Source organism: Brachyspira alvinipulli ATCC 51933, assembly GCF_000518245.1.
Classification (GTDB): Bacteria; Spirochaetota; Brachyspiria; order Brachyspirales; family Brachyspiraceae; genus Brachyspira; species Brachyspira alvinipulli.
Genome location: NZ_JADF01000018.1, coordinates 142,687 through 163,015 on the forward strand (window position 1 = coordinate 142,687; position 20,329 = coordinate 163,015).

22 protein-coding genes and 1 pseudogene are annotated in these 20,329 nt (G+C 28.8%); 19 read left to right on the plus strand and 4 right to left on the minus strand.

The features are described 5' to 3' along the window. The first annotated feature begins 35 nt into the window (after window positions 1–35). Entirely contained in the window at window positions 36–1,154 is a 1,119-nt protein-coding gene (locus tag T324_RS0102105) for a cell surface protein (RefSeq protein WP_028328764.1), read from the plus strand. A 166-nt stretch (window positions 1,155–1,320) separates the two neighbouring features. Then, the gene (locus tag T324_RS0102110) at window positions 1,321–2,400 is read left to right on the plus strand and encodes a cell surface protein (RefSeq protein ID WP_028328765.1); all 1,080 of its coding nucleotides are present in this window, start codon (window positions 1,321–1,323) and stop codon (window positions 2,398–2,400) included. Here T324_RS0102110 and T324_RS0102115 read toward each other — a convergent pair whose 3' ends face one another. Beyond that, complete coding sequence (locus T324_RS0102115) at window positions 2,401–2,664, minus strand: hypothetical protein (RefSeq protein ID WP_028328766.1); 264 nt, start codon at window positions 2,662–2,664, stop codon at window positions 2,401–2,403. A gap of 222 nt (window positions 2,665–2,886) precedes the next feature. On the opposite strand from T324_RS0102115, the gene T324_RS0102120 reads away from it, so the two are divergent. Genes T324_RS0102120 through T324_RS0102150 form a run of 7 tightly spaced genes read left to right on the plus strand, consistent with a single transcriptional unit; the run spans window position 2,887 to window position 9,741 of the window. Next, window positions 2,887–3,384 carry a rubrerythrin family protein gene (locus T324_RS0102120; RefSeq protein ID WP_028328767.1) on the plus strand — a complete coding sequence of 166 codons (498 nt, stop codon included), beginning with the start codon at window positions 2,887–2,889 and terminating at the stop codon, window positions 3,382–3,384. A 41-nt stretch (window positions 3,385–3,425) separates the two neighbouring features. Next, entirely contained in the window at window positions 3,426–4,169 is a 744-nt protein-coding gene (locus T324_RS0102125; protein ID WP_028328768.1) for an MIP/aquaporin family protein, read from the plus strand. Between the two features lie 24 nt (window positions 4,170–4,193). Continuing rightward, the gene (gene glpK / locus T324_RS0102130; protein ID WP_028328769.1) at window positions 4,194–5,678 is read left to right on the plus strand and encodes a glycerol kinase GlpK; all 1,485 of its coding nucleotides are present in this window, start codon (window positions 4,194–4,196) and stop codon (window positions 5,676–5,678) included. Window positions 5,679–5,696: 18 nt separating this feature from the next. Continuing rightward, window positions 5,697–7,136, plus strand: a complete 1,440-nt coding sequence (locus T324_RS0102135) for an NAD(P)/FAD-dependent oxidoreductase (protein ID WP_028328770.1) — start codon at window positions 5,697–5,699, stop codon at window positions 7,134–7,136. A 60-nt stretch (window positions 7,137–7,196) separates the two neighbouring features. Beyond that, window positions 7,197–8,471 carry an NAD(P)/FAD-dependent oxidoreductase gene (locus T324_RS0102140; protein ID WP_028328771.1) on the plus strand — a complete coding sequence of 425 codons (1,275 nt, stop codon included), beginning with the start codon at window positions 7,197–7,199 and terminating at the stop codon, window positions 8,469–8,471. Beyond that, window positions 8,471–9,343, plus strand: coding sequence for an arginase family protein (locus tag T324_RS0102145; RefSeq protein WP_028328772.1), 873 nt, complete (start codon window positions 8,471–8,473; stop codon window positions 9,341–9,343). Before T324_RS0102140 ends, T324_RS0102145 begins: the two co-directional genes overlap by 1 nt. A gap of 38 nt (window positions 9,344–9,381) precedes the next feature. Further along, the gene (locus tag T324_RS0102150) at window positions 9,382–9,741 is read left to right on the plus strand and encodes a DUF1667 domain-containing protein (RefSeq protein WP_028328773.1); all 360 of its coding nucleotides are present in this window, start codon (window positions 9,382–9,384) and stop codon (window positions 9,739–9,741) included. A gap of 4 nt (window positions 9,742–9,745) precedes the next feature. Here the strand turns inward: T324_RS0102150 and T324_RS0102155 are convergent, their stop codons facing one another. After that, complete coding sequence (locus T324_RS0102155; protein WP_028328774.1) at window positions 9,746–10,948, minus strand: MFS transporter; 1,203 nt, start codon at window positions 10,946–10,948, stop codon at window positions 9,746–9,748. 232 nt (window positions 10,949–11,180) lie between these two features. Between T324_RS0102155 and recJ the strand changes: the two genes are divergently transcribed. After that, the gene (gene recJ / locus T324_RS0102160) at window positions 11,181–13,346 is read left to right on the plus strand and encodes a single-stranded-DNA-specific exonuclease RecJ (RefSeq protein WP_028328775.1); all 2,166 of its coding nucleotides are present in this window, start codon (window positions 11,181–11,183) and stop codon (window positions 13,344–13,346) included. A gap of 24 nt (window positions 13,347–13,370) precedes the next feature. Here the strand turns inward: recJ and T324_RS0102165 are convergent, their stop codons facing one another. Then, entirely contained in the window at window positions 13,371–13,844 is a 474-nt protein-coding gene (locus T324_RS0102165) for a rubrerythrin family protein (protein WP_028328776.1), read from the minus strand. 278 nt (window positions 13,845–14,122) lie between these two features. Between T324_RS0102165 and T324_RS0102170 the strand changes: the two genes are divergently transcribed. Next, the gene (locus T324_RS0102170) at window positions 14,123–14,542 is read left to right on the plus strand and encodes a DUF2513 domain-containing protein (RefSeq protein WP_028328659.1); all 420 of its coding nucleotides are present in this window, start codon (window positions 14,123–14,125) and stop codon (window positions 14,540–14,542) included. Window positions 14,543–14,549: 7 nt separating this feature from the next. Here the strand turns inward: T324_RS0102170 and T324_RS0102175 are convergent, their stop codons facing one another. Further along, window positions 14,550–15,569 (minus strand): DUF2806 domain-containing protein, encoded by a 1,020-nt coding sequence (locus T324_RS0102175; RefSeq protein ID WP_028328660.1) that lies wholly within the window; start codon window positions 15,567–15,569, stop codon window positions 14,550–14,552. Between the two features lie 146 nt (window positions 15,570–15,715). On the opposite strand from T324_RS0102175, the pseudogene T324_RS18935 reads away from it, so the two are divergent. The 8 genes and pseudogenes from T324_RS18935 to T324_RS0102215 all read left to right on the plus strand — a co-directional run bounded on the left by T324_RS18935 (window position 15,716) and on the right by T324_RS0102215 (window position 20,209). Beyond that, window positions 15,716–16,338, plus strand: a pseudogene (locus T324_RS18935) (glycoside hydrolase family 19 protein). After that, a complete protein-coding gene (locus T324_RS0102185; RefSeq protein WP_028328661.1) occupies window positions 16,331–17,164 on the plus strand; it encodes a hypothetical protein in 834 nt (277 codons plus the stop codon). The pseudogene T324_RS18935 and the gene T324_RS0102185 overlap by 8 nt, the downstream one beginning before the upstream one ends. A gap of 111 nt (window positions 17,165–17,275) precedes the next feature. Next, complete coding sequence (locus T324_RS0102195) at window positions 17,276–17,551, plus strand: hypothetical protein (RefSeq protein ID WP_028328662.1); 276 nt, start codon at window positions 17,276–17,278, stop codon at window positions 17,549–17,551. A gap of 121 nt (window positions 17,552–17,672) precedes the next feature. Then, window positions 17,673–17,927 (plus strand): hypothetical protein, encoded by a 255-nt coding sequence (locus T324_RS0102200; RefSeq protein WP_239649034.1) that lies wholly within the window; start codon window positions 17,673–17,675, stop codon window positions 17,925–17,927. A 7-nt stretch (window positions 17,928–17,934) separates the two neighbouring features. After that, entirely contained in the window at window positions 17,935–18,177 is a 243-nt protein-coding gene (locus T324_RS16485) for a hypothetical protein (protein ID WP_028328664.1), read from the plus strand. Further along, window positions 18,167–18,340 carry a DUF3486 family protein gene (locus T324_RS18705; RefSeq protein ID WP_245580743.1) on the plus strand — a complete coding sequence of 58 codons (174 nt, stop codon included), beginning with the start codon at window positions 18,167–18,169 and terminating at the stop codon, window positions 18,338–18,340. Before T324_RS16485 ends, T324_RS18705 begins: the two co-directional genes overlap by 11 nt. 7 nt (window positions 18,341–18,347) lie before the next feature. Then, window positions 18,348–18,641 (plus strand): DUF3486 family protein, encoded by a 294-nt coding sequence (locus T324_RS18710; RefSeq protein ID WP_245580742.1) that lies wholly within the window; start codon window positions 18,348–18,350, stop codon window positions 18,639–18,641. A gap of 101 nt (window positions 18,642–18,742) precedes the next feature. Then, window positions 18,743–20,209, plus strand: a complete 1,467-nt coding sequence (locus T324_RS0102215; protein WP_028328665.1) for a terminase large subunit domain-containing protein — start codon at window positions 18,743–18,745, stop codon at window positions 20,207–20,209. The last annotated feature ends 120 nt before the right edge of the window (window positions 20,210–20,329 follow it).

Here is a 20,329-nt window from a genome sequence, read left to right on the forward strand (position 1 = left end):
CACTGTAAAAGACTATAAAAAATTAGGAGAAAAACATGAAAAAAGTTTTATTGACAGCTATGGCTATATTGACCGTAGCTAGTGCATCAGTGTTTGGTATGTATGGTGTAGATGGTAATGACTGGATAGGATTTCTAGTACACGGCAACCAATTAAGAGCTAGAATGGATCAAATAGGATTCACTTTGGGTAATGGTACAATTAAAGGTACTTTAGGGTTCAAAGCTGATACTGGCTGGATGGGCTCTATATTAGGAACAAGCGGTAATAGTACTACTCTTAATGCTACTTTATCTGCAGGTTTAGCATATACTTCTGAGATGTTTGGTATAGGTTTAGGTTATAACTTTACATATATTGATAAAGATATACAAGTGCATACTCCTACATTGCTTTTCAATGCTTTAAATAATAATTTAAGATTAGCAGTACCTATACAGGTGTATGTTGGAGATTCAGATAATTTTGCCGATACTCTTGGTACAACTAAATTCACAGGTGTAGGCTTTAATCAAATAGAATTAAGATATTATACTGGAATAGATGCTTTCAATCTTATAAGAATAGATGCTTCTTATAAAAATTTAACAGAAGAGTTCGGCAATCGAAAAGGTGTATATGAAGATTTACACTTACAATTAAGATTATACTTCTTGAATACTCAGATTGGAAATGTTACTGTTAATCCATTCTTAAGAATAGATTATGCTACACTTTTAAAAGGTAACAGCAAAACTGGTTTTGATAGTTTCATGACAATAGGAAACTATGCAAAATCTGTTGCTTATGAATATGATGCTGGAAATATTTACTCAGTTAATCCTTATTACATCAGCATCAAACCAGTATTATCTTTAGCAGCTAGTAGCGATATAGTTTCTTTATACTTTGAACCTTCTTTAGGTTATAAATATGCTTATTCAAAAGAAACTATAGGTACTGAAAGTATTGACCATGCTTTAACATGGGGTGCTTATGCTGAGATGTACATAACTCCTGTTAAAGACTTAGAATGGTACTTCGAGATGGATGTTAATGGCAATGTTACTGGAAAAGATAAAGTAGCTAATGTTGATTTAGCTCCAGTATATTTTGAAACTACTACTGGTATAACTTGGTACTTGCCTTCACTTGGCGGAGATACTGCTCAGTAATTAAATAATTAATATTAAAAATTAGGGAGGATGTAAAAGTCCTCCTTTTTTATTTGCATAAAAATATTTCAATTTATTAAAAAAAATCAAATAAATATATTTAATAAAAATTTTTTCCTGATATAATATTAAAGCGATATATTTTTGTTGTTAGGTATAAACAAAAATGAAGAATTTTTTATTATCATTAATTAGTTTATTATTCATATTTAATTCTTATATATTTGGTATGTACGGCAATGGAGATGATTGGATAGATTTTCTTACAGATGCTAATCAATTCAGAGCTAGAATGGATCAATTAGGTTTTGTTTTGGGTGATGAAACTATTAAAGGTACTTTTGGTTTTAGAACAGACAGCGGAAATTTATCTTCTATATTATATTCTTCGTCTTTTTTAAATAATTTACAATTAGATTCTACAATATCTGCAGGTTTGGGATATACTTCTTCGATATTTGGTATAGGCTTAGGGTATAATTTTACATATATAAATAATAATTTACAAGTGCATACCCCTGTATTGACAATTAATGCTTTGAATAATAATTTAAGAATAGCAATACCTTTGCAGATAGCTGTTTCTGATACTATTGTTAATGCAGATCTATTCGGAACTTATACAGGTATAAGCACATCAACGCAAATAAGATATTATACAGGAATAGACTCTATTAATGCTTTGAGATTGTATATTAATTATGGAAGAAATTCGTATGAAAATATGTTTTTAGCACAGTCTTTGGGTTTTGAATTTAGAATGTATTTCTTAAATAGTTATATCAATGATGTTAATATTAATCCTTTTATCAAAGTTCAATATAATACAGCATTAGGCAGCGAGGGAAAACCTATTAGTTCATCTCATGTTTTATCAAGCAGTGTTATGGATTATAAAGATCTTTCATTAAGATATGATTATAATATGTATGATATAGAAGTAACAGCTGTTTTATCTTTAGCGGCTAATAGCGATATAGTTTCTTTATATGTAGAACCATCTCTAGGGTATAAAATAGTAGGTACAGGTTTCAAAACTGAATTGCCTGAATATTATTTAACATGGGGTGCTTATACTGAAATGTATATAACGCCTGTTGAAGATTTGGAATGGTACTTTGAAATGGATGTTAATGGCAATGTTACTGGAAAAGATAAAGTAGCTAATGTTGATTTAATTCCGGTATATTTTGAAACTACTACAGGTATAACTTGGTACTTGCCTTCATTTAGTAATGCAGAATAATTAATCTTCATCCATATTGATAAAATGATTTAATGCATTGAGTATGTCTGCTGATTTATTGTCTATTTTATCGTCGTCATCTGTATTTTCCATTTCAAGCATTGATATATAGGATTTCATTAGATTAAAACCGAAATATGCTTCTATATTGCTGTCATCTTCTTCTATAGATTTTTTATAATATTCCAATGCTTCTTCATATAATCCTAGTTCTTCTTTTTCTTTTGCTGTATTAAAATAGCTTTTTGATTTATTATTATTCATATAAAAATCCGATAAAATTTAATAGGATAATATTATACTATAATGAAATTTTTTTCAAAAATTATATATTTACTGTATTATTTTTAATTGTAATAATTGCAGTTATTAACTAATATTATTTGAGTATATGTTTTTTTAATTTGAAAAAGATTTTTAATATTATATATTATATATTATATATGTGTAGCAAAGTTTTTTATAATTTATTATGAAGGAGAAAATATGGATTTAAAGAAATCACAAACTAATGAAAATTTGAAAACTGCTTTTATAGGTGAGGCTATAGCTAGATGTAAATATGCTTATTATGCTGAGAAGGCAAGAGAAGACGGAATGGAGAATTTGGCATTAGCATTTGAGAAGGCTGCAAGGAACGAACAGGAACATGGTAAATTATGGTTTGAACGCTATCATGGCATATTCTCAAAAGATGAGAATTTAAAAGATGCCATAGCTAGTGAAACATACGAAGCTACTGATATGTATTTAAATTTTGCAAAAACAGCTAGAGAAGAAGGCTTTAATGATATAGCAATTCTTTTTGAGCATGTTGCCAAAATAGAAGAAGAGCATAAAAAAATGTTTGAAAAATATTTAGGTAACAATATAGAAAGTTTAAACAGATGGCAATGCGGTAAATGCGGATATGTACATAATGAAGCTAAAGCTCCTAAGAAATGCCCTGTTTGTGAGCAGTATAGAGTTGGAGGAATAAATTAATAAACACATATATTAAAAAATTATTATTTATGGAGGTATCAATGTATAGAAAAAGAGCCGAGTTTTTAGCAGAACTAATGGGATCAATGTTTTTAATAATGTTCGGATGCGGAGTAGTTGCATCAGTTAATATTGGAAATACTGGTGCACCTGTTGATATACATATAGCTTGGGGACTTGCTGTTACTTTTGGTATATATGTATCCGGAAAAATAAGCGGTGCACATTTGAATCCTGCCGTTACATTAGGTTTAGCTGTTACAAGCAGATTTCCATGGTCAAAAGTATGGTATTATATATTGGCACAAATGATAGGATGTTTTATAGGTGCTGCTGTAGTATTTGCCGTTTATTATGGTAAATGGATGGAAGTTGATCCTACACTTTCTAGTACAACTGGAGTATTTGCTACATTTCCATCTGTTCCAGGCTTTTGGTATGGATTTATAGACCAAGTTGTAGGAACATTTATTCTAGTATTTTTAATTCTTGCTACAGGAGATTCAAATAATACTCCTGCTGGTGCAAATTTAGGACCTATAATAGTAGGACTTATAATAGTTGCTATAGGAGCATCTTTTGGATTCATGCATGGATATGCTGTTAATCCTGCTCGTGATTTAGGACCTAGACTTTTTGCAGTTGCTGTAGGATTTCAAAATAACGGACTTACAGATGGTTCTAATGTATGGTTAGTTCCTGTTATAGGACCTATAGTCGGAGGTGTTTTAGGTGCTATTGTTTATGATTTTACTATAGGTAAAGCATTAGCAGTTAAAAATTAGTATATAAATTAAGGAGTTTTAATTATGGCAAAATATGTAGTTGCAATAGATCAAGGTACAACAAGCAGCAGAGCTATAGTATTTGATTATGATCAGAATATGGTGTCTGTTGCTCAGAAAGAATTTACTCAAATTTATCCTAATGAAGGATGGGTTGAGCATAATGCTGCAGAGATTTGGGCTACTCAATTCGGGGTTTTACAAGAGGCTATACAAATTGCCGGAGTTAAACCGGAAGAGATAGCCGCTATTGGGATTACAAATCAAAGGGAAACTACTGTTGTTTGGGATAAGAATACAGGAGAGCCTATTTATAATGCCATAGTTTGGCAATGCCGAAGAACAGCTCCTATATGCGATGAACTTAAGAAAAAAGGACTTGATACATATATAAGAGAAAATACAGGTTTGGTAGTTGATGCTTATTTTTCTGGTACTAAAATAAAATGGATACTTGATAATGTTCCTGGTGCCAGAGAGAAAGCTAATAAAGGCGAATTACTTTTCGGTACAATAGATACTTGGCTTGTATGGAAACTTACAGGCGGAAAGGTGCATGTTACAGATTATACTAATGCATCAAGGACTATGATTTATAATATTAAAGAATTAAAATGGGATGAAAATATTTTAAAAGAATTAGATATACCTATGAGTATGCTTCCTGAGGTAAAAGATTCTTCATGTGTTTACGGATATGCTAATATTAATGGAAAAGAAGTTCCTATATCAGGCATAGCAGGAGATCAGCAGTCTGCATTATTCGGACAAGCTGGATTTAATAAGGGAGATACAAAAAATACTTATGGTACAGGAAGTTTCATTCTTATGAATGTAGGAGAAAATTTTATATTAAGTAAGAACGGACTTATAACTACTATAGGTATTGGATATAAAGGTAAAATAGAATATGCTTTGGAAGGTTCTGTATTCATAGCAGGTGCTGTTATACAATGGGTACGCGATGAATTGAGACTTCTTCATGATGCAAAGGATACAGAATATTTTGCTACTAAAGTAAAAGATACTAACGGAGTTTATTTAGTACCTGCATTCGTTGGGCTTGGTGCTCCTTATTGGGATATGTATGCAAGGGGATGTTTAGTAGGTATTACCAGAGGTGTTAATAGAAGCCATATAATAAGAGCTGCAGAAGAGGCTATAGCTTATCAAAGTAAAGATGTTATTGATGCTATGGTTGCAGACAGCGGAGTTAAACTTGCTTCATTAAAAGTTGACGGTGGAGCATGCAGAGATAATTTTTTAATGCAGTTCCAATCTGATATTATTAATACAAAAGTTCTTCGTCCTCAAATTACAGAAACTACTGCTTTAGGTGCTGCTTATTTGGCAGGACTTGCTGTAGGTTTTTGGAAAGATAAAGATGAGATTGCAAACAGATGGAAATTAGAGAGAGAGTTTACTCCTTCCATTTCTGAGGATGAGAGAAATAAAAAATATATGGGCTGGAAAAAAGCTGTTGAAAGATCAAGAGGATGGGCTATATAATTTAAATAAGGAATATATATGTATGATATATTGATTATAGGAGCAGGAGTATCAGGTACTTCATCAGCACGCGAGCTTTCAAGATATAAAGCTAGTATATGTGTTGTTGAGAGAGGGGAAGATGTTTGTTCCGGTACTTCAAAATCCAATAGCGGAATAGTTCATGCCGGTTTTGATGCTGCCAACGGTTCTCTTATGGCTAAGTTAAATGTTTTAGGTAATAAAATGATGCCTAAAATAGCAGAAGACCTTGATGTGCCTTTCAGACAAAATGGTTCTTTGGTAGTTTGTACTAATGAAGAGGATATGCCTAATTTGCAGGCTATATATGAAAGAGGAATTAAAAATGGAGTTGATGGGCTTCAAATATTGAACAGAGAAGAAGTTCATAAAAGAGAGCCTAATTTAAATGACAATGTATGTGCTGCTTTGTATGCATCTACCGGAGGAATAGTTGATCCTTTTATATTAAATATTGCCTATGCTGAAAATGCCCATGCTAATGGAGTTGAGTTTAAATTCTATACTGAAGTAATAAATATAAAAAAACTCTCTGACGGAACTTTTGAAGCAGAAACTAATAACGGAATTATAAAAGCTAAATATATAGTTAATGCTGCCGGAGTTTATGCTGATAAGTTTCATAATATGATGAGCAAAAATAAAATACATATTACCCCAAGAAGAGGAGATTATATTCTGCTTGATAATGAGGTTGATAATTTAGTAACTTCAACAATATTTGCACTTCCTACAAAATTGGGTAAAGGTATATTAGTTACACCTACAGCTCATGGAAACATAATGCTTGGACCTACTGCCATTGATATAGAAGATAAAGAGGGACTAAATACAACTGCTGAAGGACTTGCTCAGATTATAGAAAAATCCAAAATGACAGTTAAAAATATTCCTTATAATAAAGTTATTACTTCATTCTGCGGGCTTCGTCCTCATGAGGATAATCATGAATTTATTATTAAAGAGCTTGAAGACTGCGAAGGATTTTTTGACTGTGCCGGAATAGAATCTCCGGGGCTTGCATCCTCTCCTGCTGTTGGTTTAATGGTTGCTGATATTGTAAGTAAAAAAGGAAATTTTGAGAAAAAAGAAAACTTTATAGAAAAAAGAAAAGGAATAACGCATTTTAATAAACTTTCTAATGAAGAGAAAAATAAATTTATAAAAGAAAATCCTTTATACGGGCATATAATTTGTAGATGCGAAAAGGTAACAGAAGGCGAAATATTAGAGGCTATAAAAAGTCCCATAGGAGCTAAATCTATTGATGGAATAAAAAGAAGGGTAAGGGCAGGACTTGGAAGATGTCAGGGAGGATTCTGTTCTCCTAAAATTATAGAGATTTTAGCCCGTGAATTAAATGTTTCTCCTTTAACTATTACTAAATGCGGAAAAGGTTCTGAAATAGTTATCGGGTATGATAAAGAAATTTTGTAATTTACAAGTTTATTAAATTAAAAACAATATAAATTATTTGTTTTGATTTAAGGAGTAAAAATGCAATGTTATGATGTTGTTGTTATAGGCGGAGGACCTGCCGGACTTGCAGCTTCCGTTTCTGCCAAAGAAAATGGAATAGATAATTTACTTATGATTGAACGGGATAATGTGCTTGGAGGCATACTCAATCAATGCATACATAATGGTTTCGGGCTTCATAGATTCGGAGAAGAGCTTACAGGTCCTGAATATGCTTATAGATTCATAGAGAAAGTTATTGATTTAAATATAAATTATAAACTTAATACTATGGTTTTGGATATTGAGCTTAATAATGACAAGACAAAAAAAATTACTTATATAAATAAAGAAGAGGGTGTTATTCAAATTAATGCCAAAGCTGTAATACTTGCTATGGGATGCCGTGAACGTTCAAGAGGGGCTTTGAATATACCGGGATTTAGACCTGCAGGTATATTTTCTGCTGGTGCTGCTCAGCATTTAGTTAATATTGAAGGATATATGCCTGGTAAAGAAGTTGTTATACTTGGTTCCGGCGATATAGGGCTTATTATGGCTAGGAGAATGACTTTTGAAGGAGCTAAAGTAAAAGTAGTAGCTGAGATACTTCCTTTCTCCGGAGGGCTTAAAAGAAATATAGTTCAATGTTTGGACGATTTCGGTATTCCTCTTAAACTTAGCCATACAGTAATAGATATTAAAGGAAAAGACAGACTTGAAGGCGTTACAATAGCTAAAGTTGATGAGAATATGAAGCCTATTAAAGGTACTGAAGAATATTATTCCTGCGATACTTTGCTTTTATCTGTGGGGCTTATTCCTGAAAATGAGCTTTCAAAAGAGATTGGTGTTGAGATTAATCCCATCACTTCCGGTGCCATAGTTAATGAAAGTTTGGAGACTAATATTGACGGAGTATTCTCCTGCGGCAATGTTCTTCATGTTCATGATTTAGTTGACTTTGTATCTGAAGAGGCTGAAACTGCAGGAAAGAGTGCTGCTTCTTATGTTCTTAAAAACAAAAGAAGAGATGATAAAAACTCTATTTTCTTAAAAGGCTCTAATGGAGTTAGATATACTGTACCTTCTATGATTAATGCTCAAAATGTAGATGATCATGTAATGGTAAGGTTCAGAGTAAGCAATATATTCCAAAATAAATTTTTGAATGTTTATTTTGACAGTGAGAGAGTTATACATAAAAAGCATTTAATATTTGCTCCAGGTGAAATGGAGACTGTTAAGCTTGATAAGGCAATGCTTTCAAAAGAAGGCTTAAAAAATATTGAGTTTAAGATAGAGGATAATTAATGAGTAAAACTATAAGATTGATTTATCCGCAGTGGCAGGGTGGAATTATATCTGATTGGATAAAGGAATTAAAGCCTGAAGATTCTTCAAGAGGTTATTATCTTGGGGCAAAATTACTAAACATACTTGCACCTCAAAATGATAATCATGAAACTTTAGAAGTTCCTATTTCTTTAGATATAAAAAACAGAGAAATAAAAAATGGAATTATGGATTATGATTTTATAGTATCTCAAACTAAAAATGCTTTAGATATTTTAAATAAAAGTAATCCTGATAAAATAATCACTTTCGGAGGAGAATGTTCTGTAAGTGTAGTGCCTTTCACATATTTAAATAAAAAATATGATAATGATGCTGCTTTAATTTGGATAGATGCTCATCCTGATATTACTTTGCCCGAAGATAATACTTATGCCGGATATCATGCTATGGCTGTAAGTGCTTGTATGGGTAATGTTGATAAAGATATAAGCTCCATACTTCCAAGCAGAATTTCCGCTGATAGAATATTATTTGTGGGGCTTAGAGATTGGGAAAGAGATGAAATAAAAAATAGACAGAAGGAATATAACATACCTCATTTTGCTCCTGATGAAACTTCTTCTTCAAGTGAAGGCATAATAAATTGGCTTAAGAAATGCAATGCTTCTAAAGTTTTAATACATTTTGATTTGGATGTGCTTGATCCTAATGAGATAATAGCTGCTGCCGGTGTTTCTGATAATGGAATGAAAATAAAAGAAGCTGTTAGAGTGATTAATGATATTTCAAAAGAAAAAGAGATTGTAGGTTTTACTATAGCTGAGCATATTCCAAGAATTGAAATAATGCTTAAAAATATGATGTCTGATTTGAGCTTATTTAATTAACTTAATATAAAAACAAAAAAAATAAGGAAGTAATCAATATGGAAAAAAAAGAATTAACTTGTATATGCTGTCCTATGGGCTGTGCTTTGTCTGTAGAATTAGAAGGCAGTAATGTTTTAAGTGTAAACGGCAATACATGTAAAAGGGGCGACACTTATGCAAGAGATGAAGTTGTTCGTCCTGTTAGAATGGTTACTTCCATAGTAAAAGTAAAAAATGGAAATTTAAAAATGCTTCCTGTTAAAACTAAAGAACCTATAGACAAATCAAAAATACATGAATGTTTAGAGGCTTTAAAAAATGTAGAAGTTAATGCTCCTATCCATATAGGAGACATTATACTTCATAATATTGCCGGTGTTGATATTATAGCTACTAGAAATATTGAAGCAATTTAATATTTCAATTTTGCTGTGTATTTTCGTATTTTTCATCTGCTTTTTTCATTAATGCTTTAAATTTCTCTTTTATTAAAGCTGTTCTCTTTTTCTGAAGCATTATGTTAACAGCTATAGAATAACATATAAGAGAAACTATCATCATAAATAAGAAAGCTATAAAATAAGAAAATTTAGAAGCCAAATAACCTACAATAAAAGGTACTATTAAAGCAGCAATACCCGTTAAAGTTTCATTAACAGCAACATTATTTGAAGCATTTTCTTGGTCAGCTAATGCATAATAAAGCCCGAAGAAATATCCGAATCCGCTTACAAATCCCAAAAACATAAATGAAAGTAAAAACAGCCAAAAATTTTTAGTAATAAGAATTAAAGTAAGAGCAGCAGGTGTAAATAATCCTACAATAGTAAATACTCTTTTTGTTTCCAAAAATCTCAAATAAAAAGCACTGATTAAAGAACCTATAGCCATAAATCCTGATAAACTTCCTACTAATATTCCGGCAATAGATTCTGATAATCCTACTTGCTTTATACCATAGTCTAAGAACATAAATCTTAATGTATGTAAAACGGCAGCACCTACAAATATTATAAGCCATCCTATATATACTTTATATCTAGGAGCTCTCATAAAAGGTTCTTCCCATTTATGACGTTTGGATTTGAAATGTAAATGCCTTGACATATAGAAAAAAACGAATATTAATATACTCATTGCTATAACTATAAAAAATCCTATATTTGGATTTAATTTATATATGAATCCTGTTATAATAGGTCCTACAGCAAGTCCCAATGTCCATGAGAATATAAAAAGTCCGCTGCTTATTCTTATAGGTAAATCTTTAGAAACGCTGTCCAATAATGATTGAAAGCATACAAAAAATACTGTAGTGTTTGCTCCGAATAAAAAAGAATATAATAATGCCATTTCATTAGGAAGATACAGTAAAGAAAAAATAGATATTACTACTTGCGTGCATGCTTGAATATATAATAATCTTGGATATATTGATTTTGGAATTTTAAATTTAGAAAAAGTTCCGGCAGATACCATCATGCCTGTGCCGTATGAGACACCTAGTAATGATATAAAAAATGGATTAGCACCTGATATAGAGGCATTTATAACTAAAACGGTACTAAATATGCTTGAACATAAGTAAATTAAAAACGGCATTGAATAAACTAAAATAGTCATAATCTTTTTTTACCTTCTAAACAAACAAATTTCTGTAAAAAAAAGGGACACTAATTAAAGCGTCCCTTTAGTTAAATAATATATTATTATAAAAAAAATGATATATGGATATTTTATTTTTTTAAATTTTTTTAAATTTTTATGTTTTAACTTAATATTAATGGCACTTGAAAGAATATCATAAATAAAATATACTGTTTGGGATTAAATACTATTAATATAAGTGAAAAATATGATTAAAGATATAGATAATTTGCATCCTGTTATAAAGGAATTATTAAAATTAAGAGGCATTACATCAAAAAATGATATTTTCAATTTTTTCTTTCAGGATATATATTCTCTTTCAAATCCATTTGATATAAAAGATGTAAATGTGTTTGTTGATAGAATAAAAGAAGCTATAAATAATGATGAAAAAATACTTATATATGGGGATAAAGATGCTGACGGAATTACAGCTGCTTCCATAATTTATAATACATTAAAAGTAGTTACAAAAAATGTTGAAGCTTTTGTACCTAATCATGAAACAGGATACGGGCTTTCCAAAACTGTTATAGAAGAATATGCTAATTCTGGAGTAAGTCTTATAATAACTGTAGACTGCGGTATATCAAATGTTGATGAAGTAGAGTTTGCTCGTGATTTATCTATTGATATTATCATAACAGATCATCATGATATTCCGGAAATACTTCCTAATGCTTATGCTATATTTAATCCTAAACTTTATAATACAGGATTTTCATCTAAAAATTTTTCAGGATGTGCTGTAGCATTCAAACTTATGCAAGCCTTTGTTTTTTCATATACCAAACTTTATAATAAAGATATAATAGTATTGGATTATGAAATAGATAAAGCAAAAAATACTTTAAAAAGAATCAGAGCTTTAAAATCTGTAAATTTTGTTGCAAGCGATGATGTATTTGGTTTTGAGCTTGTTAATGATAATAATTGTTACAAGTCTATTTATATAGATTATTATGATGAACTTATGAGCGAAGATGAGGTATTGGAAGAGCTAGCAAGTTATATGTTTGAGGGAGAGGGTACTGTACTTGTATTGACTGGAGGAGAAGACAGATTAAAAAGGCTTTTATCATTGTATGAGAAATATGATATATATCTGCCTGAATATGATGGTGTTTATGATCTTCTACAGCTTGGTTCTAAATATGGAAATGTTAATATAAAAACTACAAAGACTTTAAATGATTTTGCTTTGGCTCTTAATGTTAATATTTATAAATATGATGATATTGAATATAGAGATTTAATAATAAAGATGGAAATATTTAGAAGAATGTTTTATATAAGTCAGAGCAATCTTCAAAATTATATACGTAAAAAATCAATACTTGTACTATTTGGAACTGTTGCTGATGTTGTGCCTCTTACAGAAGAAAACAGAACTTATGTGAAATGTGCTTTAAAAGAATTGGAAAATCCAACTCATATTAGATATACTGCTATGTTGGAAAGAATAAATTTATTAAATACTAAAATAGATACTCAAGCTATAAGCTGGAAATTAGCACCGTTTATTAATGCAGCCGGCAGAATGGGAAGTCCTGAGACTGCACTGAAACTTCTTACTTCAGAATTGAGGGAGGAGGCAGTGTCATTATCTCAGGAAGTTTATAATATGAATGAAACTAGAAAGTCTTTAACAGAATCTAATTTCAGTATAGTTAATGAATATATAAAAATAAATAAATGTCTTTCTCTTCCTGTTATTATAGTAAAAAGCGATAAAATAGAGCAGGGTTTGACGGGATTAATAGCGGGAAAGGTTTTAAGTGAATATGGAAAAACTGCTGTGATAATGTATGAAAATGAATCTGGAATTTGTGTAGGAAGTATAAGAAGCAGGGGAGACGATAATGCTAGAGATATGCTTGAAGCATCAAAAGTTTATTTGATAAAATTCGGCGGACATAAAAATGCTGCTGGATTTACTTTGGAAAGTGAAAATTTTGATAAGTTTTCAAGTAAAATAATAAAATATGCATCGTCTCAAAATTTCCAAACAGAAAAAGAAGAAGATGCTTTTGATATGGAATTAAGTTTTAATGATATTGATATGAAACTAGCAGGCATGCTTGAATTATTTGAGCCTTATGGAAGCGGAAATGAAGAGCCTGTATTTATGTCTAAAAAAGTGAAAATTAATGAAATAAAAAAAATGCCTAAAAATAATAAACTTCATTTAAGATTGGAATTAAGTCAGAATAATAAAAATGTAAGTGCAGTTATTTGGAATAGCAGCGAAGAAGAAGTGAATAAATTAGAAAATGCCAATTATATCGATATTATATATAAATTAAAAGTTAATCGTTTTGCTAATAGTTCCGATGCCAGAATATATATAGATAAATATAAAATATTTTGATTTAAGTTAGCGTATAAAATTATATTATCCGCATATAGGACATTTTGAAGGCTTATTAATATCATCATGCATATATCCACATTTTGTGCATTGCCATTTGTTTATTTGTTCATTATCATTTGTTAAATATTTTTCAAACATTCTTTTATGACCTTCTTCTATCTTAGCTACATGTTCAAATAAAGCAGCTATATCATTAAAGCCCTCATTTTTAGCAGTTTCAGCAAAATTTAAATACATTATTTTAGATTCATAAGATTCATTAATAATTGCATCTTTCAAATTTTCATCTTTTGAGAATATGCCATGATAGCGTTCAAACCATAATCTTCCATGTTCCTGTTCATTCCTAGCAGCTTGTTCATAAGCTGATGCTAATACTTCCATTCCTTCTTCTCTGGCTTTTTTGGCATAATACATATACTTGCATCTTATTATACTTTTTATAATAAAAGCTGTTTTTAAATTTTCTTTTGTTTTTGAATTTAATAATTCCATATTTGTATCCATGTATATCTATATCTTTTATTGTTTTTATATTGAAGAGTAACAACACAAATGAAAGCAATATAGCCATAATTGATAAATACAAGCAATAGACCATCACACAACAGCGAATAAGCGGGATTTAACGGGATAAAGCGGTATTTAGTGAAATGTAAAAAGAAAAAGAACCAACACATTATGCAATTAATTTAATAATTTTTATATATAAAACGATGAAAAAAACTCATTTTAATATATAATTTAATCACAAAACACTAGGAAATTATATAATGAAAATAAACTACGAATTAATTAGAAATATACTTGAAGTTATGGAAGAACATAAAAATCATGAAATACTTGGAAAAGAACTATTAGATAAATTAAACATCAAAGTACCAGAAGATGATAATAATGAAGAAGAAATTTTATTATATGATAATTTAGTAGGACATATTAAAATTTTATTTGATAATGAATGTATAGATAATGATTTCAATAATAAGGAAAATAAATATGGATTTACTTATTTGTTATCTACTAACTTTCCATTAATTAATGGAGCTTATAGAATTACAGCAAAAGGATATGATTTTCTAAGCGGTTTAAAAGAAGATAAAGTATTTTCTAAAATAAAAGATTTTTCAATTAATGTAGCTATAGAAGCTGCCAAACAATTATTAGTAAAACTAGCTTTAGGAAATTTATAAACAACAACTATATATCATTAATTAAATTTTCATTTTCATCTATAGTATAAATTATATCATTCTTAAAATCTATATACTTAATTCTTTTCACTTCATATTCACAACTATTTTTAAAATTCTCTTTTATTGACTTAATATTATCAATAAAAAAGTCATCATTACTACATTTATCGTCTATTAATTCTAATATTTCTTTTCCAGATTCAGAAAGTTTAAATACATTTACATTCATAAGGTTTATAATCAATATATTAGTATTTTTATTTTTATTTTTTGATAATTTAAATAAATAATTGTTATTAGATATAACTATTTCACTACTTATTGTTAAATTTAAGTCATTAAGACTACTTATAACACCCGAATCCATAAGTTTAGTTATGTCTGAAAGAGAAATACCATATTTTTGTAATAAAGTTAAATTTTTAAATATATATTTTTCTCTTTCTTTGCCATAAAATAATAATTTAGCAACTTTAGTAAATAATTCTGCTTCATCAGTAGTCATATTTTTTAATGTTTCTAAAGTTCTATATGAAAAACTACCAGGCTGTTTTATCTCTCCTGCTAATAATTTAGCCCATAAATCCTGAATATCTTCATTGCTTATATCTTGAACAATATTAAAATATCTAGTAAACCAATCCTTATCCACAGGTTTATCAGAAACATCCTCTTCATCTTTTAATATATCATAAGTTTTAGAAATAACATTTTGAATATTAGAAGTTCTTGATAATTCCTGATTTACTAATCTTGCTTTTGTGTTTTCTAATAATATATTAGCATTACTTATTTCTGTTCCATTATTATGATTTATATTAAGATTTGAATTTTTAGTTATAAATTCTAATATTTTTTCTATTTCATATATTTTGTCATCTGTTTCTAATTTTCTTTTATAAGATTCAGCATCAGCAATTCTTTTTATATGATACGGCTCATATATTTTCCAACCAAAACCTCTTAATAAATCAATAAGTTTTTCTATAGCTTTACCAACTCCAGCTATATCATTGATATCCATAATAACCCCTTATAAAGCACTATGTATAAATGATAAATCTTTAATATTTTTTGTCAATATATATAAAAAATCTAAAAATCTTTAGTCTATAAAAGTTCATTAAAAATCTATAATCTGAATATAATTAAATGAAGGCAGGTATATAAATGCTTACAAAAGATATTCTTAAAAAATCAGGAATAAATCAAAAATGGTATGAAGTATTAAGTAAAAGTTTTGATAAATATCATATATGCAAATCTGATAACAAAGAAGAAAATATAAATGAATTAGCTATGTTTTTGGCACAATGCGGACATGAAAGCATTAATTTCACAAAATTAGAAGAAAATCTAAATTATTCAGCAAATACATTATTAAAAATATTTCCAAAATATTTTAAGGATATTAATGAAGCCAGAGAAGTTGTAAGCAAGGGTAAAGAAGCTATAGAAACAGAATATACGGAGGAAGACTAGGAAACGGTAAAAATGAAGGATACAAATATAGAGGCAGAGGCATTATACAGCTTACAGGAAAAAATAATTATAAAAAATACGGAGAAAAATTAGGGATTAATTTGGTTGATAATCCAGATTTAGCATCATCAGAATTAATAGCATCAAATATAGCATGCTGCTATTGGATAGAAAGAGGTTTACAGCCATTTGCAAGAAAAGGCGATGTAAAAACAGTAACAAAAATGATAAATGGAGGCTATAACGGACTAGAGGACAGAGAAAAAAGATTCAAAAATATACTAAAAATATTAGAGGCTGTTAATGACTGATATACTGACCGCTTTTTCTATAATAATAGCTTGTATAACTATACTTATAATAGGCAATTGGGTAAGAGAACTTATTATAAATAATAAGCAGGCTAAAGTAAAAGCCAATCTTAAAATTGGAGAATTAGAGTTTGGAAATGATAAAATTATCTCAGAAAAACCTATAGAAAAACAAAATAATTTAGTTTCTAATGCTTTTAAATCTCCAAAAGAGCTTGATGTATTAGGAGCTAAAAATAACAGTGAAATATTAGCTTATTATCACGGAGATAATGAAAATGGAAATAGGTTTCAATATGACAATAATATTACTTCTTTGACAGTCTATAAAGAATACAGCAATATTATAAGTCAAAGTACATTGAAAGTTCAGAGTAAAATAATTAGTTATATAGCCAGAAATCATATACTTAATAAAGATAAATCTGAGTTTGAAGAGTATGTAAAAGAAAAAAGAATAGAAATTATAAATATATATAATACAGCTTTATCCAAAAGCGACATTGAAAGTATAAGAAGATTAGGATTAGAAAATATTTGCAATTTTTATTATATGATTATTTTAGATAATCTAAAAGAGATTTATAAATCAATATATAATAATCATAAAGTACAATATGATAAACGTAATAATTTTCTGAGAAATCTTAAAAATCTTCCTGCCAAAGATAGGTTAAAAAGCTATGATGTTTTTATCAATAATAATTTTACGGAAACAACAATAAAAGATAGTGAAATAGTTTTGGAAAGTTTAGAATATTTACAAAAATTTTTACTAGGAATATTTCACGACAGTATAAAATATAATGGAATTAGACAAAAATAAAAAACTTGAATGCCTGCTGAAGCAATTCAGCAGGAGGTTATAATGAAAGTTTTTTATTTTAGCAATAATAAAATATTTCACGACAGTATAAAATATAATGGAGTTAGATAAATGAGTTTTATAGACAAGCATAATGCAAATAAGAAATTATTAATTTATACAAGTATAGTCAGTTTTATTTTAGGCTGTATTTGGGTATTTGTTAATTTAATTTGGAGAGGCAGGACAGTAACTAAAGAAGAGGCAATAGCAGTTGTAATAATTCTTCTTGGGCTTAATGCTGTTAGTTTTGGAAGCGACTTGAGAGGATTTTTAAAAATATTAAAAGGAGGAAATGAAAAAGAAAAAAGATTAGAAGAAGTAAATACAATAAAAGATAATAAATAAAATGACAATAATAATCAGTATAATAATTAATTTTTTAAAGACAAAACTATTAAGTTTTTTGAAATCAAAATATTTTATATATTTTTTGATTGCAGGTATTTTACTTGGATATATAAGTTTTTTGAATTGTACAATAAAAATAAAAGACAACAAAATCAAATCTTTAGAAAAAGAAATATATACAACAAAATTAAATATTTCAAATATTATACTAGAGAAAGAAATGATTTTTGATAATGAAAGAAAAATAATGCTTGAAAGTTTCAGCAATAGTAATGAAGCTATAGAAAATATAAAAGAAAGTTATCTTAAAAGCGATGAAATAAAGGCATTAAATACTATTATAAATGATTATTATAAAAATATAAAAAATTAAGGAATATATGAAAATAAAATATTTAATTTTAATACTTATATTTTTAGTAAGCTGTACTGCTAAATATATAACCATACCATTATCACAGACGCCTAGTTTTTATGAGCCTAATAATAATATAAATACAAGTAAAGAACTTATTAAAGAATATCAAAAAAGTATTATAAAAATATCAGAATGGCAAATTTGGTATAATGTACAAACAGGAAGTAATTACTATAAAATAAGAGGCAGTAATAATGGCACCTAAAAGCAACATAGATAAACTTGATAAAAAAACAAAAGAAGAAATTATAGAACTTTTGCAAGACAGTACGGTAAGATATATTGATATTGCTAATATTATCAATGAGAAATTGGGAAAAAAAGCAGTGTCAAAATCTGGTATATCAAGATATAAGAAAAAGATTTGATAATTTATTGGATAAGAAAAAAGAAATAGAGGCAATAGCTTCAGCTTGGAAAGATAAAACAGGCGATGAATTAGGCAATATTTTAGGCAAGCAGACTATGGAAGAAATAAGAATGCTTATCTATGATTTTGTAGGTTCATTGCAGGAAATACAAAACAGCGAGGTAGCAAATATGGATATAAAAGAAATAGAGAAAATGTCTAACTCTATAGAAAAGGCAACAAAAGGAATAATCAATCTTGAAAATGCTATATCGAAAAATAATCAGCATACAGAAGAGATAAAAAATAAAGCCCTTTAAGAGGCACAAATTAAAGCCATTAATAATGCTAATTCTGCAGGAATATCTCAGGAAACAGTTAATACAATATTCAGAGATGTATTTAATATTAATAATTAAAAATGAATAACAAATTAAAAAATAAAAAGATACTTTTACCCTATCAGGAAAAATGGCTTATTAATCAGGATAAAGTAAAAGTTTGGGAGAAATCAAGAAGAATAGGAGCTTCTTATGTTGAAGCTTTAAATTGTGTATTAAAAGCATCATTATCAAAAAAAGAAAATGGTATGAGCTGTTATTATATATCTTATGCAAAAGATATGACACAGCAATTTATTAAAGATGCTGCTTTTTGGGCTAAATTACTTAATATAGCATGTGAAGATTTTGGAGAAACAGTTATAAAAGATGAAAACAAAGATATAACAATTTATAAAATAAGATTTGAATCAGGTTTTGAGATATGGGGGCTTCCTTCTGTACCTCGTTCTATAAGAAGTAAACAAGGTCATATAGTTATTGATGAAGCAGCATTCTGCGATGATTTAAAAGAATTATTAAAAGCAGCATTAGCTATGCTTATGTGGGGAGGAAGCGTTTTAATACTTTCTACTCATAACGGAGAAGATAATCAATTTAATTTGCTTGTAAAAGATATTGAATCTGGAAGGAAAGATTATTATTTACAAACAACTGATATTGATGAGGCATTAAAAGACGGTCTTTATAAAAAAATATGTGAAATATCTAAAGAAGAATACAGTAAAAGTAAAGAACAAGAATGGCTAAAATCTATAATTAAAGATTATGGAGAGGCTTATGAAGAAGAACTTTACTGCATACCTTCAAAAAATGGAGATAAATATTTTAATAGAGCATTATTAGAAACTGTAGCTGATGAAAAAATAGAAGTGTTTAGATTCTATGAAAAAGATGATTTTACTTTCAAAACAGAAAATGAAAGATATGCAAAAATGTTGGAATATTTCAATATTGTTAAGCATTTATTTACAAATATAAAAGATGAAGTAGTTTTAGGAGAAGATTTTGCAAGGAGCGGAGATTTAACAGTTTTATGGTTTGAAAAAATAAAACTTAGTAAAAATAAAATAAAAACTCTATGTGTTATAGAATTAAGAAATATTCCATTCAGTAATCAGGAACAATTTATTTTACTATGCATAAATGAACTTGGAAGAAAGTTTTTAGGAGCTGCTTTCGATGCTAGAGGCAATGGACAAATGATAGCGGAGAATCTTTCATTAGCATATAGAGGTTTAATTTTAGAAGTAATGATAACTAGAAAATGGTATGCAGAAAATATGCCTAAGCTAAAAAGTGCAGTTGAAGATAAAACTACAAATATTCCAAAAGATAATTTTATTATAGATGATTTTTTGCAGGCTGAAGTTTGGCAAGGAATACCTCTTATAAGAGAAAGGACAGGCATAAGAGGAAATAAAAGACATGGCGACAGCTTAATAGCTAAAGTTATGGCAATATATGCTATTAATGAATTAGAGTTAAATATATACCAAAAGATAACTTATGAACCTGTAAAAACTCAAAATTGTTGGAGAACATAAAAGGAGGTGAGCCGAGCCTTCACGGTAAAGAGTGAAACGAATTACCGTGCTATTATTTAGGCGACCAATGTAGGCACCCTTGCGGGTGGGCGAACATTGCCTTCGGCACGCAGGAGCGGC